This is a genomic window from Vibrio sp. YT-16 (genome assembly GCF_033337405.1).
In the GTDB taxonomy this organism is placed as follows: Bacteria; Pseudomonadota; Gammaproteobacteria; order Enterobacterales; family Vibrionaceae; genus Vibrio; species Vibrio alginolyticus.
On the sequence record NZ_JAWOQQ010000014.1, the window covers coordinates 41,596 to 55,915 of the forward strand.

The following is a 14,320-nucleotide window of genomic DNA, read 5'->3' on the forward strand; positions in this document are numbered from 1 at the left end:
AATGCGAAGTCATAATTACTTTATGAAAGCTGTGGCCTCGCTGTTGACAGTAACCATGTCTGCGCTGCCGATACATTCCTACGCTAACGGTAGCCAAGACCAGGACATCACAGCGGTGGGTAAAGAGGCCCAGGCTTTCGGACAAAACCTCTCAAACTCATTCAAGTCGAGCTCGGGGACTGTGCAAGATGGCACAATCTCTATGCCGACGTTGAAAGACGGTCAATTCCAAATGAACGGGGGGAGTCAGATTAATGTCAATGATCTATTCCCCGGAACGAGCGGGACCAACAATAAACCTGATAGTTATTACTTCCCTGATGCCAATAAACCTGATGTGGGCGGTCTGCAAGGCATTTACGACTCTGGCGATGACATGGACAGCGTGGGGAATAATGCAAAAGGGTCGCTGTGGAGTGATGCCAATAGTGCTAATCCATCAATCTCTGGTGCGGCATACAAGGTTCTTCTCGATGCCTCTAATCGATCACGCCCTGATTTCAGTAATGACCCTGTACTAAATCTAAGCAAAAAGACCTATGAGGATATGGACCTCATCGCAGGTGGCTTTGGGGATTGTTCTGCCGAAACAACCATCAATCAGAATACTATCAACGCCCACATTCCAGAGTATGAACGGTGTCAGCGTGTTGTAGATCAAAGCGCGGACTGTGAGGTTGTCCATGACTACGATGCCTCTGTGGTGAAGCACTATGATGGTCCATATAACCTCAAATCTTGTGGAGAAGGCTGTACTGAGTTGTGGATTGGCCGAGTTGGTAACGACTACTGGAGTGGCAACTGTTCGATTTATGAGGAATACACGCGGGTCCAAGTCAGTAATCCAGACGCCATAGTGTCTGCAACTCTTGAGTACGCCAAGTGGGATGACTACATGCAAGTTTGGGTTGGTAAATCAGGTCAGGAAACTAAAGTATGGTCCGGCCCTGACGGCAATTTCCCTCCAGAAACGGCTGGCCGATGTGAATTGTCAACAAGTTGGGAGCGAAACCCTAATATTGATGTCACTCCCTATTTCAAGAATGTGAAAGATGGTGATGTTGTTACGTTTAAGATCCGCGTTTCAGTAACTGGCGCAGGTGAGGGTTTTGGCCGCATAAAGCTACGCTATGACCCATCAAAAGCCATTACCAAGGATGAGTGGGCTCCACAGAGCTGCATGGATTCAGCCAAAGGGGTTGTAGATGGTTTTGCGGAAGGCGAGATCACATGTATAGATGACCCGACTGATGCTACGGGCTGCACAGTCATCAATGGGATCAAAGTTTGCGAATCTCAACTCAAGCCGTCACCTTTGCCTGGTATTCCAAAACTATGCAAAAAGGTTCGAGTTAAAGCTGACTATGACTTTTATAAGGGGCAAATGGACTGCTGGACAGACCCTCAAGGTGAAACGCACTGTCCGGTAAACACGGGCGGGAATCTCGATAGCTGTCAGAAATATGAAGAAAACCCTCAGTGCGGCTTCATCAGTTCCAAATGTGTTGATGGTGCTCAGGGAAGTTCTGGTACGTGCTACGTCCACGAGGATACTTATGACTGTGGTACAGATGTTTCTGTTCCGACCTTGGAAAAGGAAACTGAGTACCAGTGCGGTGGGCCTATACGCTGCATGGGAGATGACTGCCTTGATTTGACCAAAACACAAAGCACTGATTTTGCTCGCGCTACTGCGTTGCTCAATGCAGCCCAATTCATGACGCAGGATATGAGCTGCACAGGCCAAGATGGGGATGACAATCCTACCGGGGATGAAAACGTTATTTGCTCTGCTTTTGCAGGGGAAGCTGGCGAATGCAAGATAGCTGTTGGGGGAGTTTCTGATTGCTGTGAAAAGCCAACCAATATATCTCTTGCCGATTATCTGAACCTAATAATGGCCGTTCCAAAGCTCGATGGCGCAGTGATGGGGCTGACTGATGGTAATGCGCTTAAAGGTGCTTATCAGGTACTTAGGGAACCTGCCCTTCAAGGGTGGACAGAAGTCACAAAACCGTTCACAAGTTATATAGAGAACGTTTCAGGTGCTGTTGATTCGTTCTTCCAGCCTGTAGAGCAGTTTGTTGATCAACTCATTGACCAGCTCAAAGAGCAAGTCAAAGAAGTGATGATGGATGTCATGAAATCAGCAGGCCAAGATGCAGCAACAGAGCAGGCGGCTGCCGCAGCATCTGAACAAGCTGCCGAAGCAATGATGGAGACTGCGACAACATGGCTTAGCACTGCCATGACGATATATACCGTCTATGTCGTTGCGATGGTGATGATCCAGATGATTTATAAGTGCGAGGAAGAAGAGTTCACTATGAACGCCAAAAGAGCGCTCAAGAATTGCACCTATGTAGGCTCTTATTGTAAATCTAAGGTGTTGGGCGCTTGTATTGAAAAAAGAGAAGCGTATTGCTGCTTCAATTCTCCGCTCTCTCGTATTATACAAGAACAGGTTCGCCCTCAATTGGGGCAGAACTTTGGAGACCCCAAAAATCCTCAGTGTGAAGGGATTCCACTAGATAAAATTGCCGAAATTGATTGGAGCAAAATTAATTTGGATGAGTGGCTTGGGATATTACAGCAGAACGGTAAATTCCCTGATCCGGCCTCAATAAATCTCGACTCGCTGACTGGAGCAGGGAATGACTTCAATATTGACGGGACGCGGAAGAATGCTCAGGAAAGGGCGTTGGAGCGGTTGGAAGGGATTGATATTGACGCGAAGCGAAAAGAGGCGACAAACAGCATAGACCCTCAAACAGGCGCGCCAACTGGTGGTGGTGGATAAAAAAAGGGGCCTTTCGGCCCCTTTCTCATGTAGATTGATTACGCTTCTGGGTAAACAAATAACTCTGCTTTTCCCTGATCAAGAAGGTAAGGGAAAGCAACTTTTTCGCCATTATCCAGCTCAACCGATTTTGGAGCAAGGTAGAGGTAGGCCCAAGCTGGTAGCTGTTTGCTAATAGCTGCGTAGATCGCTTGCTGAGGAGCATGGCTTGCTGCCCCATTACCGACATTCACAAAGTTGTATGCGGTCTCATGGCCTGATGTGAAGGCATACGCTGTACCTTGAACGCCAGAGACAAAATTAGGAGCTGACCCTAGGCGAGGCTCCACGATTTTCACCTTAACGGAACACATGTCAGCTACCTTACTTTGTCCGTTCACCCACGTCGGGCAACCCCATTCATTCTTGTAGAACTGATAGGTTAGGCGACCATCTTTGTCATACAGAAGCGTGAAATTGGCACCCAAATCAGTCAGCGCTGACTCAATGGAAACTTTCACATGTGAAAGAAATTTGGCCTGAGCGTCTGCCGGTGAAACTGCTTCGTTAGCAGGCATCCAAGCGATCAAGCTATTGCGAGCGCCATGCTGTTTGGGGCCGATAGCCCAGTTCGCAAGGTTGACCAAGCCACCTTGCCAGTCGGTCATTCCGAGCTGAGGGGACATGTAGCCAGACAGCACGTAGGCTGCCCCAAACGTTTTGGTGTCGGTCAGACGCTCCAGCTTGTCACGCGGAACAGAAGCGTCTTGGATGCCTGTTACCAGGCCACCGGCCTCCGCGATGTTGTAAGCGCGACTGTGATTGGTTTTGTACGCTGTGGGTTCGTAACTGCTGGTGGATGCACAGCCAGATAGAGCTGCTACAGCCAGAGCCACGGTGGTGATTAAAGCCTTTTTCATGTTGTTCTCCGTTCTTACCTGAGTTGAATCTGATTTACTTCGATAATATCACAGCATCAAAAAATGCAACCATAAAAGACAAAAAAAAGCCCCTCGGGCGAGGGGCAAAGGTTTGGGCTGGGTTATGCTGCTTTTGTTTTCTCGGCTTCGTCTGCGATTTCCTTGTCGCCGGTTGCAGATTCCGGAGCGGCTTCGGCCACTTCACCTTCTTTGCCTTTGCTGTGGGCGGAAATGCGAGCCCGTTTCTCGATGCCGATGATTCGACCGGCCAGCTTGATGAGGCGTTGCTGCCATTGGTAAGTGGCGTCGGTGCGCTGCTTGCTGGTCAGTACGGTGTTCAGCCAGAGAGTGTCAACGATCCCCATCAGGGTATCCAGTTTGCGGATCAGGTGTGCAAACTGAGCAACCTGAGGAGAGTTGATCTCGATGGTGTATTCATTCGGGTTGGTGTAGCCGGGCATCATGTCGATGCCGTTGTCTTCCATCAGCTTGTTGAGCTGGGCGGTAGCTTTGTCCAGGTCTTCGGAGACCTTGGAAATGTGTTCCAGGATGACGGTTTCAACCTGGTCGATTTCGTCCTGCTCACCGATGATGCGAAGGATCACGTCGATGGAGAACAGGGAGTTGGAAACTCGCTCAAAGCTGCGTTCCATGACGCGCTGAGCTTGGAGGCTGTTTACTTTCAGAACTTGCTTGAAAACAGGGCGAGAGTAGTGGTTGCTGCGGTCGTTGTTTGTGTCCAGTGCTACTTGTGCTTCTGCCATTAGAGATACTCCTAAATTTGAGGTACAGATAAACGCACTGGAAAGGATAAATGCGGTCAATCTGTAACCTGACCTCTCGAAGTGCCCAAAATGGACAGTTACAGCGTTTTCTGTTTAGCAAAGGTGAGCTATATTTGAATCATCTTAGTCGCTCTGCGGCTATAGGTGAGATAGCTGGTCTCCGAAAACAAACAGCATCTAGTCTTATGCCGTATGGCATTACTTAACCCCAAGCCGGGGGCTTCTCCCGGTTTTCGGGTGTTGCCCCTGTTTTTTTACATAGGAGCAACACCATGCACATCATCACTTTCATTGTAGTTCTGCTTGCATCTCTGGGCGCACTGTACGTAGGCGCGAAGGCATTTGCTTTTTCCTTCATCGTTCTCGCTAAAGTGTTCCAGCGTATCGGTTTGTTCCTTTGGAACAAATTCGCAGTTCCTGCAATGCGGTCTGTACAGGCCGTCATCAAAGAACGTGCTGCCAAGGCTGAACAAGCCAAAGCAGTCGTTGAACCTGAGGTAACTCAAGTTCAAGAAGTCGCTAAACAAGAACCTGACTGGGATTATCTCGAAATCCCGACTTACCTTCGTAAGGGCAAGGAACTTGTTTGGTAATAACTGTCGCTGAGTAATCTTCGACACTTTCAAACCCATCGGGGCAACCATACCCCGACGGGGATGTTGCCCCTTTTTGCTTAGGAGCAACATCATGGAAATCGCTATCATCGCTTTGTGTATCCCTACTGGTTGGGCAATCTCTCGTCCTTTCGTGAGAATCGCTGAATCGTTCGGTTACTGCTGATAGTCAACGCAAAGGGAGGGGGCAACCCCTCTCTTTCTGGTCAAGCCTCTGTGGCTTGTCCTCAAAGTCTTCTGGTGTCAGTTGGCTTTGACGACAAGCTACAGGGGGAATGTCGAATGCAACAGAATCTTCATGTTTACGACGATCACGCAGGCATCATCTATCTGGCTGATGGACGCGAGGTGAAATTTGATCCGAAACTGTATTCCAGCTCCTACCAGGCGCACAGTGAAGCAGTGAAGTGGGCCAAAGAAACCGGGGTCATTGGTCAAAACGACGATGTGGTGATGTTCGTCCATTGAGGGAGTGGCCTCCAGGAGAGGCTACTCTCCTCGCTCCTTAAAAGTCTTCTTACTCATGGTGAATACCATCAGTAAGCAGATTTTGTTCTCTTCGGAGAGCGAAAAGTGCGATAGCTGGTCGCCAAAAACAAACAGCAAATTAACGTTAATTTACTAGCCCAACCGGGCGCATCCGCCCGGTTCGGGACGTGGTGCGCCTGTCACAATAGGAGCGCACCTATGTCTCAATACTCTCAATTCTCAGTAAGCAAGGTTTTCGGTATGCCCAGCATTCCGGAGAAGGTAACGGCCATCGGCTACGCTGACGGTTCAAACCCTTTCATCCCTGCCACTGATACCAACTACGTTTTCCGCAAAGAGTTTCTGCGAGAGGTCTTGGCCTATCTCAAAGAGCCTGGCGGTGACGCATTGTTCGTAACCGGCCCTACCGGGTCTGGCAAAACCTCAGGTATCACCGAGATCGCTGGTCGTCTCAACTGGCCTGTTCAGCAAATCACTGCCCACGGGCGGATGGAGCTGACAGATCTGATTGGACATCACGCTCTGGTCGCGGAAAAGCCTGGTCAACCACCTGTCATGAAGTTCATGTATGGACCTCTGGCAGTCGCTATGCGTGAAGGTCATCTGCTCCTCATCAACGAGGTGGATTTGGCCGACCCTGCCGAGCTGGCTGGTCTCAACGATGTCCTTGAAGGGCGTCCCCTTGTGATCGCTCAGAATGGCGGGGAAATCATCAAGCCGCACCCGATGTTTCGTGTGGTCGTTACTGGTAACTCTACGGGGTCCGGTGATGCTTCTGGTTTGTACCAGGGGGTGATGATGCAGAACCTCGCAGCTATGGATCGCTATCGTTTCACCAAAGTAGGGTATGCGGATGAGGAAGCTGAACTCAGCATTCTTGGCCGTGTTACTCCGAAACTTCCGGAAAATGTGCGGAAGGGAATGGTTCGGATTGCTAATCAGGTCCGCAAACTGTTTCTTGGCGAAAACGGTGAAGATGGTCAGATCAGCGTCACCATGTCCACTCGGACGTTGGTGCGTTGGGCGAAACTGTCTCTAGCGTTCCGTGGTGCCCCAAATGCTCTTGAATACGCCCTGGATCAAGCTCTGCTTATCCGTGCGGCCAAAGAGGAGCGTGAAGCCATCCTGCGTGTTGCGAAGGATGTGTTCGGGGACCAATGGCGCTAAGGGGTGACGCATGAAGAAAAATGACTGTTTGTGCCGTCGTTACACTGCTAAAGAGTGGGGCAATGACGAAACCACAATAGAAGTCTTCATTGGCTACAAGTTGCTCCGGGAGCCCAGCTCCTCGGAGCCAGGCCAATTCACGATGGTCGAGCTACGCCGAACCGTCACTGATGGGAAAGCTGAAAATTGGTCTGAGACAAAGCTCGAAGGACCTTTTGAAGCTAACGGCCCAGACACGATCCCAATGTCCTACAAGGACAAAGAAAGCCAGTATGTGTCACAGTTTCTCAGCCAGGGGTACACCTTTCTGGATGAGGTGCTGGTAAACGCAGAGACACAGACGGTGCTGGAAGGGGGGAATGTTTCAGCCGGACAAACAGCCAGCTTGGGATCTCTCAACTGGCTGTTATCTCCGCCCTCTGAGTTACCTCCAGGTGACATAAACCTCTTCAAAGGTTTTGTTGCTGGGGTTTTTGCCAAAGGAGCCGGTTTAATCGGCTTTGAGGTTGCTCGGAGCGAAGGCTCAAATGACTTGCTACCCAGTGTGCTGATGCGTACTGACAGCGGTTATGAGCTTGGGGTTAGCACTGGACTAGGCGAAAACACTATCCATCCAGCTACGCTGGAAGGCGCTGGTGAACTCCGCCCGGAACATGGTCACAAACCCCTGCTGATGTTGGTTTACCTGCAACAGCGTTTCGCGGATGACTTTTCAAACGTAGAGAAGCCGCTGGTGGCATTCTGTGATGAACAGGGTGATACCTTCGACTACGAGCGTTTTGATTCACTAAAACCCCTCATTGAACGGTTTGGTTTCAGCTACGACGAAGTAAGAGCAGATGCAGAAAGGCTTGGCCTTGTATCTGAGCTGATTCGCCTGGCAGAGATCGACGCCGAACAAGAGGATCACTTTTTTTAACCCTTACGGGGGCTTGCTCCCCGAAAGGGGCGTTGGCCCTCTCCAAATAACTTGGAGGTCATGATGTCTAAAGGCGTCAACAAAGTAATTCTGGTCGGTAATCTCGGTTCTGACCCGGAAATTCGCTACATGCCAAGCGGAACTGCCGTTGCCAACTTCAACGTTGCAACAACGGATACGTGGCGCGATAAGCAGTCTGGCGAGCAAAGAGAGCATACTGAGTGGCACCGTATTGTGCTTAAAGGTCGTTTGGCAGAAGTCGCTGGTGAGTACCTGAAAAAGGGCTCCCAAGTCTATCTCGAAGGGAGCAACCGCACCCGGAAGTGGACTGACAGCCAACAAATCGAGCGCTACACCACCGAAGTACACTGCGTTGAAATGCAGATGCTTGGTGGTCGTGGAAATGCACCTCAGGACAACTCTCAACGTGCAGCGCCCCAAAAAGGGCAACGTACAGGAGCCGGTACGCAATCTGCTCCTGTGCAGCAATCAGCACCGCAAGGTGGTATGGGCGGAGGCTATGGTCCCGCTCCTGATGGCTGGGATGATGACATCCCGTTCATGCGGCTGCACCACTTGGCTGGCGGGTAACACCGCCAACTCTTACTAAACCCCACGGGGGCACTCATGCCCCGAGGGGGTCATGGTGTCCTCAAACCGTTCATTCGTGAATTGGAGAAACACCATGTCTGATAACAAATCTCTTGTAACCCGTATCGCAAGCCGGTTTGGCGTGGACACCCGAAAGTTCTATGAAACTTTGAAGGCGACCGCATTCAAGCAGCGAGATGGAAGTGCCCCGACCGATGAGCAGATGATGACGCTCCTGATCGTGGCTGAACAGTACGGTTTGAACCCTTTCACTCGGGAAATCTATGCGTTTCCTGACAAGCAAAATGGGATCATTCCGGTAGTAGGTGTTGATGGTTGGAGCCGCATCATCAACGAGCATCCCCAGTATGATGGCGTCGAGTTCGTGTATTCGGACAAGATGGTCAGAATGCAGGGGGCGAAAGTTGACTGCCCTGAGTGGATTGAATGCGTGATTTACCGTAAGGACAGATCTCGCCCTATCCGCATCAAGGAGTTCATTGATGAGGTGTACCGTGAACCGTTTCAGGGTCAAGGTCGCAATGGTGCTTACACTGTTGATGGCCCCTGGCAAACGCACACCAAGCGTCAACTCCGGCACAAGTCGCTGATCCAGTGTTCTCGTGTCGCATTTGGTTTCTCTGGTATTTATGACCAGGATGAAGCTGAACGCATCCGTGAAATGGAGCAGGCATCGGCCATTAACCCGGCTATTGCCAATCTCCCTTCACCATCTCAAGTTCAAAGCCAAGAGCCTTTGGCTATTGAGCACAAAGAGCTTGACCCGATCCTAACCAAACTCGCAAATCGCGCCATTGCTGAAAACGCATGGTCTGCGGCGCATGAGTATGTGAAGGGACGGTATGAAGGTTCGGAACTGCAATATGCGACTCAATTCCTTCGTGACAAGGAGATGGATCAAATGGAGCCTCCGAAACCTGACTACCAGGAAGCGCACGAGCAAGAGTCCGCCGCTGGTGGTTCTGCAAATGCTGAACCTGGTGCCGAAGAAATGCCGCCTTTGAGTGACGAGGACATGATCCCTGTTACAGAAGAGGAGGGCGCGGAAGGCAGTTACTACTAACCCCAACGGGGGGGACTCCCCCGCTGGGGGAGATCTCCCTCCTAACCATTGGAGAGAGGTCCATGAAAATAGTCAACCTATCGCAACGAGAGGAAGATTGGCTTGATTGGCGGCGTCAAGGTGTAACAGCCACTGACGCCGCTATCCTGCTCAATCGGTCTCCGTACAAAACACGATGGAGACTGTGGGCCGAGAAGACTGGGTATGCGCGTGAAGTCGATCTGAGTCTTAATCCGCTGGTTCGCCGGGGGATAGAAAACGAAGATGCTGCAAGACGCGCTTTCGAGGAGAAGTATGATGACATGCTGCTCCCCGCCTGTGTCGAATCGGTTCAATACCCGCTCATGAGGGCCTCCCTGGATGGCCTGAGAGATAACGGGGAGCCCGTCGAGCTGAAAAGCCCGAGTGCGACTGTCTGGGAAGATGTTTGTGCTGAGAAAGCAAACAGCAAGGCATACCAGCTTTATTACCCGCAGGTGCAACACCAGCTCCTGGTAACGGGGGCCAAGCAAGGCTGGTTAGTCTTCTACTTTGAAGGTCAGATTCAGGAGTTTCCAATACTCCGAGACGAAGCCATGATTCAAGAAATCTTGGCCGAGGCTAAAAAGTTCTGGCAACAGGTAGTAGACAAGAAGGAGCCCGACAAAGATCCAGAGAGAGACCTGTACATACCGCAAGGTGAAGAGGTCAACCGTTGGATTGCTGCTGCTGAGGAATACCGCCTCTATGATGCTGAGATTCAGGAGCTGAAACAGCGACTGTCTGAGCTTCAAGAAAGGCAAAAGCCTCATCTCGACACCATGAAGTCCCTCATGGGGGAATACTTCCATGCCGACTACTGCGGTGTGATGGTAACGAGATACAAAGCGGCTGGCCGGGTAGACTACAAAAAGCTGTTGGCTGATAAGGCGTCAGGCGTGAAGCCTGAGGATGTTGACCAGTACAGAGAGAAGTCATCAGAGCGGTGCCGTGTAACGGTTACTGGCTCTGTGAAGCCACGGTACATTGTTGATGAGGACGTGCTTGCTCCTCTTGATGATTTGCCGGAAGAAGTAGAGACGTTCTACTGGTGAGTGGGGGATTTTCCCCCGCTTTCCCTTGGGGATTCTGGGAGTCTCCAACGGAAAGCAAGATTTTGTTCTCTTCGGAGAGCGAAAAGTGCGATAGCTGGTCGCCAAAAACAAACAGCAAATTAACGTTAATTTACTAGCCCAACCGGGCGCATCCGCCCGGTTCGGGACGTGGTGCGCCCCCAACTTTTTGGAGTGCATCATGACTAAAGTGAACCATCTACAAAGCCTCTGTGTTATCCACGTAGACTTTGACATCTGGAGTGGACAAACCCGTTTGTCTGCATCTGATCTCAAGCTGGGCGAGGGTGGTGAAATTCCACCTGAGAAAGTAGCTCAACTGGGAAGTAAGAAGATCTGTGATCCGGCTAAGCTGAAAGGCTTTCATCGCCTGAAAACAGAAACTCGTCGCCTCCTGCTGAAATTCGGTATGCCGTTCATGAACGGATTTGCCGTACCCGTCAGCAAGACCGATGAAATCTGTAACAAGCTGAATGACATAAACTTTCAGTTTAACCAACTGAAACAGGATTTCATCAAAGGTTACAACAAAGCCGTGGATGAATGGTGTCAGGAGAACCCTGAGTATGAACGAGCTATCCGTGCCGGAGCCCTTCCAAAGGAAACGGTCGAGGAGCGGATTGGCTTTGAGTACCAGGTGTTCATGATCCAGCCTGTGAACGAAGATGAGGCCAACGCCAAACGCCTTAACCGCAAGGTTGAGCGCTTGGGTGACGATCTCATCTCCGAAGTGGTTCAGGAAGCGAATAAGTTCTATATGGAACGTTTGGCCGGTCGAGACCAATGTGCGGTCACTACTCGGCAGACACTCCGTAACATCCGCGACAAGGTGGATGGGCTTAGCTTCCTGAACAGCGCTTTTAACCCTCTGGTCAAGCTGCTCGACCAAACCCTCCGGGGATACGAGCAACATGCCGATGGCCGAAACATCGTTGCGCCTTTCTTTTATCAGGTCGTGGCCGCAGTGCTGATCATGAGCGAGAGGGACCGCATCGAGCAGTATGCCAATGGCTCGATTACTGTAGAGGGCATGGCTAATGACATTGGCGGTTCGGGAGCCCAGATGGGGGACCGTTCTAAAGATGAAAAGGCCGAACAGAAAAGCGATAAAGCCGGTGAGCTTATCCCTGCAACAGAGGGTGGCGAAACCAAGCAGCAACAGGTAGGTGGTACTGAATCTGTTCAATCAGAACAGACTAACAGCGGTGGTAACGCTGTTGACCTGGATGAAGACATCGACAACTTCTTCAAGAGTTTTGCAGAACGAGGCGAGGGTGAATCGGAAGATGAATCCAATGCCGGTGATGTGGTTCGAGAAGAGCGCGTTGATGTTGAGGATGAGCCGGTTTTGCCTGAGGAAACTCCGGTAGAGCAAGAGCCTGTCCAAGAGGAGCCGACAGAGGAGCCTCTCAACCAGGAGCTGCCTAAAACTGACGACGATGGCGACTATTTCTTCTAATAGTCACTTCAACTAAACCGACCCGGAGGGGATAGCCATTCCCTCCAGGGGTGGACTATCTCCTTCCCTACCAGGAGAAAAGATATGTCCAAAAAACGCACCATTTACAGCGCTCTACCAATCGTGGCCGCAGCCTATGGTGAAAAACTCGGTGTCAAAGTCGCCATCGGTAACGATGACGCATACACCGATGGTAAGACCATCGTGGTTCCGAATATCCCCGACGACTATCCTCACATGGATGCTGTCTGGGGGTATTTGGCCCATGAAGCAGCCCATGTCCGGTTTACGGACTTTGGTGTTGAGCGCCGCAGAGGTCTTCATGCTGAGTTGTCCAACGTTTTGGAGGACTGCCGCATAGAACGGGCCATGATGGAACTCTTCCCCGGTACGTCGCAGACCCTGAATGAGGTTGCTCGCTATATGGCTCAAGCTGGTCATTACGAGCACGTCACAGACAAAGAGGCCCCTGCCTCCATTCTGACAGGGTTTTGTTTGTACTGGTTGCAAACCAAGGCTGTAGGGCAATCCGTCCTTCAACCCTATCTCGATTCGGCTACCCCCGTATTCGAGCGCGTGTTCCCTCAGGGTGTTGTTGTTCGGCTGAACGCTTTACTGCGTAAGGCTGTGAACACTAAGTCAACCGCAGAGGTGACATCCTTGGCCGACCAAATCATCAAGATGATCGAGGAGGAAAAGGAGAAAGAAGAGCAAAAGCCCCTGAATGGTCAGGATGGTAACAACCAGCAGAATGCTGGTGGCAACCAACCTCAGAACAGTCAGGGCGGAAGTGGTAACGATCAAAACCAAGGGCCTGATGCCAATGGTGGTGATCAGCAAGGTAAAGACCAGAAGCAAGACGATGCTAACGGGAAATCTGATCCGAAAGGACAGGGCGACCAAGGCAAGTCGGATACTGATGGTGGCAGCAAGGCAGGACAAAGCCAGGCTGGTGGCAATTCTGACGCGGCGAAACAAGACGCGGCCAAAATGCTCCAGCAGGTTCTGAATGCCGGTGCCGGTGATTTGCGTGGTGACGCGCATGATGCACTTAAAGCCGAGCTCAACCGGGTGGCTCAAGATAAGGGGGACAGTAGCTATATGACTGTTCGCTCTGCTGTGAACACCCAGGACAACCCTGCTGTTGGCAAAAGCCTGGTAGGGGATGTGAAGAGCACCACTTCAAAGATAAGAACGCAGCTCTACGGATTGGTCCAGGCCAGCCAGCGAGTTGCTCACCGTAACCAACGATCAGGGAAGCGTGTGGATGCTCGGAAACTACATCGTGTAGTGACGGGTGATACCCGCGTATTCCTCAAGCCGGAAGCCAAGAAACGCCCTAATACGGCGGTTCACATCCTGGTTGATATGAGCTCCTCGATGGCCTACAAGGCCGCCAATGGAAAGGAGCGTCAAGACATTGCGCGGGAAGCGTCCTTGGCTATTTCGATGGCTCTGGAAGCAATACCCGGCGTAAACCCGGCAGTCACCTTTTTTGGTGGCAACCGGAACCAGCCAGTGTTCAGTGTCGTGAAGCATGGAGATACGGTTCAGAATCGGGCCGGTCGGTTTGGGTTCAAAGCAACTGGCGGTACGCCTATGGCGGAAGCTATGTGGTATGCAGCTTTTGAACTCACCAAGACCCGTGAAGAGCGAAAAATGTTGATCGTAGTGACTGACGGGCAGCCTCAAAGCGCCCCGGCATGTCGCTCAGTGATTGACCTCTGTGAACGAAGCGATGTTGAGGTGATCGGCATAGGGGTAGAGACTACCGCAGTGTCAGGACTGTTCCAAAAGAACATTGTCATTGATGATGCGGCAGCTCTGCAACGCACACTGTTTAAGTTGATGGAGCGGTCATTGACTGCTTTTGCAGCTTAACAGGAAGTGAAACGACAAACGGCTATCCCTTCGGGGGTGGCCGTTTTTATTTGGAGAGTCTATGAACCAATTCCATTCATCTTTGGATTTGTATCATCGGAACAAAGGTAGAAGGGCTACAGTGCCGGAGACGCCTTTTTTACTGCTTGCTAAGCGCATTCCTCCGATGTACTGGAGACTGTTCCAGGGTGTTACTTTGGATAGTCGTATGGGATACACAGGCAGGCGGCAGTTCCACAGTCTTGGGCAAGCAATCGACTGGGCAAAGTCATCAGTTGGCGATTCCTGGTCAAATAAGCGCTTTCACAAGCCGGTAGGCCTCGATGTATTGCTGGCCTGTACTGCGAGTAAGGTGCCTGAACATCTGGTCGAAGAACTGAAAAGACGGGGCAGTTGATGCGTCTTTGAGCTTTGCACCCGAAAAGGGCAGTTTGAGCGTTCCTGTTCACACAGCTCTCGTGGAACAATCAAAGTGAGGAGGGAATACCCTCCCACTTTCTCAGAGGCCTTCATTGAGGGTTGCTGAGAAAGTGAATTTTGT

13 protein-coding genes are annotated in these 14,320 nt (G+C 51.1%); 11 read left to right on the forward strand and 2 right to left on the reverse strand.

Features of this window, described 5'->3' with window-relative positions:
• Nucleotide 1: 1 nt before the first annotated feature.
• A complete protein-coding gene (gene traN / locus R7F07_RS19240) occupies nucleotides 2-2,800 on the forward strand; it encodes a conjugal transfer mating pair stabilization protein TraN (protein ID WP_001256487.1) in 2,799 nt (932 codons plus the stop codon).
• Between the two features lie 38 nt (nucleotides 2,801-2,838).
• Here traN and R7F07_RS19245 read toward each other — a convergent pair whose 3' ends face one another.
• Together R7F07_RS19245 and R7F07_RS19250 are read right to left on the reverse strand one after the other, a co-directional pair.
• Nucleotides 2,839-3,699 carry a hypothetical protein gene (locus R7F07_RS19245; protein ID WP_000709517.1) on the reverse strand — a complete coding sequence of 287 codons (861 nt, stop codon included), beginning with the start codon at nucleotides 3,697-3,699 and terminating at the stop codon, nucleotides 2,839-2,841.
• Nucleotides 3,700-3,821: 122 nt separating this feature from the next.
• Entirely contained in the window at nucleotides 3,822-4,463 is a 642-nt protein-coding gene (locus R7F07_RS19250) for a hypothetical protein (RefSeq protein ID WP_000796664.1), read from the reverse strand.
• A 293-nt stretch (nucleotides 4,464-4,756) separates the two neighbouring features.
• Here R7F07_RS19250 and R7F07_RS19255 point away from each other — a divergent pair, with 293 nt between their 5' ends.
• The 10 genes from R7F07_RS19255 (at nucleotide 4,757) to R7F07_RS19300 (ending at nucleotide 14,176) form a co-directional block, all read left to right on the forward strand.
• Nucleotides 4,757-5,077, forward strand: a complete 321-nt coding sequence (locus R7F07_RS19255) for a hypothetical protein (RefSeq protein ID WP_000547566.1) — start codon at nucleotides 4,757-4,759, stop codon at nucleotides 5,075-5,077.
• A 303-nt stretch (nucleotides 5,078-5,380) separates the two neighbouring features.
• The gene (locus tag R7F07_RS19260; protein WP_001186917.1) at nucleotides 5,381-5,566 is read left to right on the forward strand and encodes a hypothetical protein; all 186 of its coding nucleotides are present in this window, start codon (nucleotides 5,381-5,383) and stop codon (nucleotides 5,564-5,566) included.
• 219 nt (nucleotides 5,567-5,785) lie between these two features.
• Nucleotides 5,786-6,754, forward strand: coding sequence for an AAA family ATPase (locus R7F07_RS19265; RefSeq protein ID WP_000085162.1), 969 nt, complete (start codon nucleotides 5,786-5,788; stop codon nucleotides 6,752-6,754).
• Between the two features lie 10 nt (nucleotides 6,755-6,764).
• Nucleotides 6,765-7,673, forward strand: a complete 909-nt coding sequence (locus tag R7F07_RS19270; RefSeq protein WP_000739139.1) for a hypothetical protein — start codon at nucleotides 6,765-6,767, stop codon at nucleotides 7,671-7,673.
• Nucleotides 7,674-7,733: 60 nt separating this feature from the next.
• Complete coding sequence (ssb, locus tag R7F07_RS19275) at nucleotides 7,734-8,264, forward strand: single-stranded DNA-binding protein (protein ID WP_000987165.1); 531 nt, start codon at nucleotides 7,734-7,736, stop codon at nucleotides 8,262-8,264.
• A 94-nt stretch (nucleotides 8,265-8,358) separates the two neighbouring features.
• Entirely contained in the window at nucleotides 8,359-9,348 is a 990-nt protein-coding gene (gene bet / locus R7F07_RS19280; RefSeq protein WP_001282585.1) for a phage recombination protein Bet, read from the forward strand.
• A 62-nt stretch (nucleotides 9,349-9,410) separates the two neighbouring features.
• A complete protein-coding gene (locus tag R7F07_RS19285; RefSeq protein WP_000706865.1) occupies nucleotides 9,411-10,421 on the forward strand; it encodes a YqaJ viral recombinase family protein in 1,011 nt (336 codons plus the stop codon).
• Nucleotides 10,422-10,620: 199 nt separating this feature from the next.
• The gene (locus tag R7F07_RS19290; protein WP_000170086.1) at nucleotides 10,621-11,898 is read left to right on the forward strand and encodes a DUF3150 domain-containing protein; all 1,278 of its coding nucleotides are present in this window, start codon (nucleotides 10,621-10,623) and stop codon (nucleotides 11,896-11,898) included.
• Nucleotides 11,899-11,982: 84 nt separating this feature from the next.
• Nucleotides 11,983-13,779, forward strand: a complete 1,797-nt coding sequence (locus tag R7F07_RS19295) for a VWA domain-containing protein (RefSeq protein WP_000039318.1) — start codon at nucleotides 11,983-11,985, stop codon at nucleotides 13,777-13,779.
• 61 nt (nucleotides 13,780-13,840) lie between these two features.
• Nucleotides 13,841-14,176, forward strand: coding sequence for a hypothetical protein (locus R7F07_RS19300; RefSeq protein WP_001071288.1), 336 nt, complete (start codon nucleotides 13,841-13,843; stop codon nucleotides 14,174-14,176).
• Nucleotides 14,177-14,320: the final 144 nt, after the last annotated feature.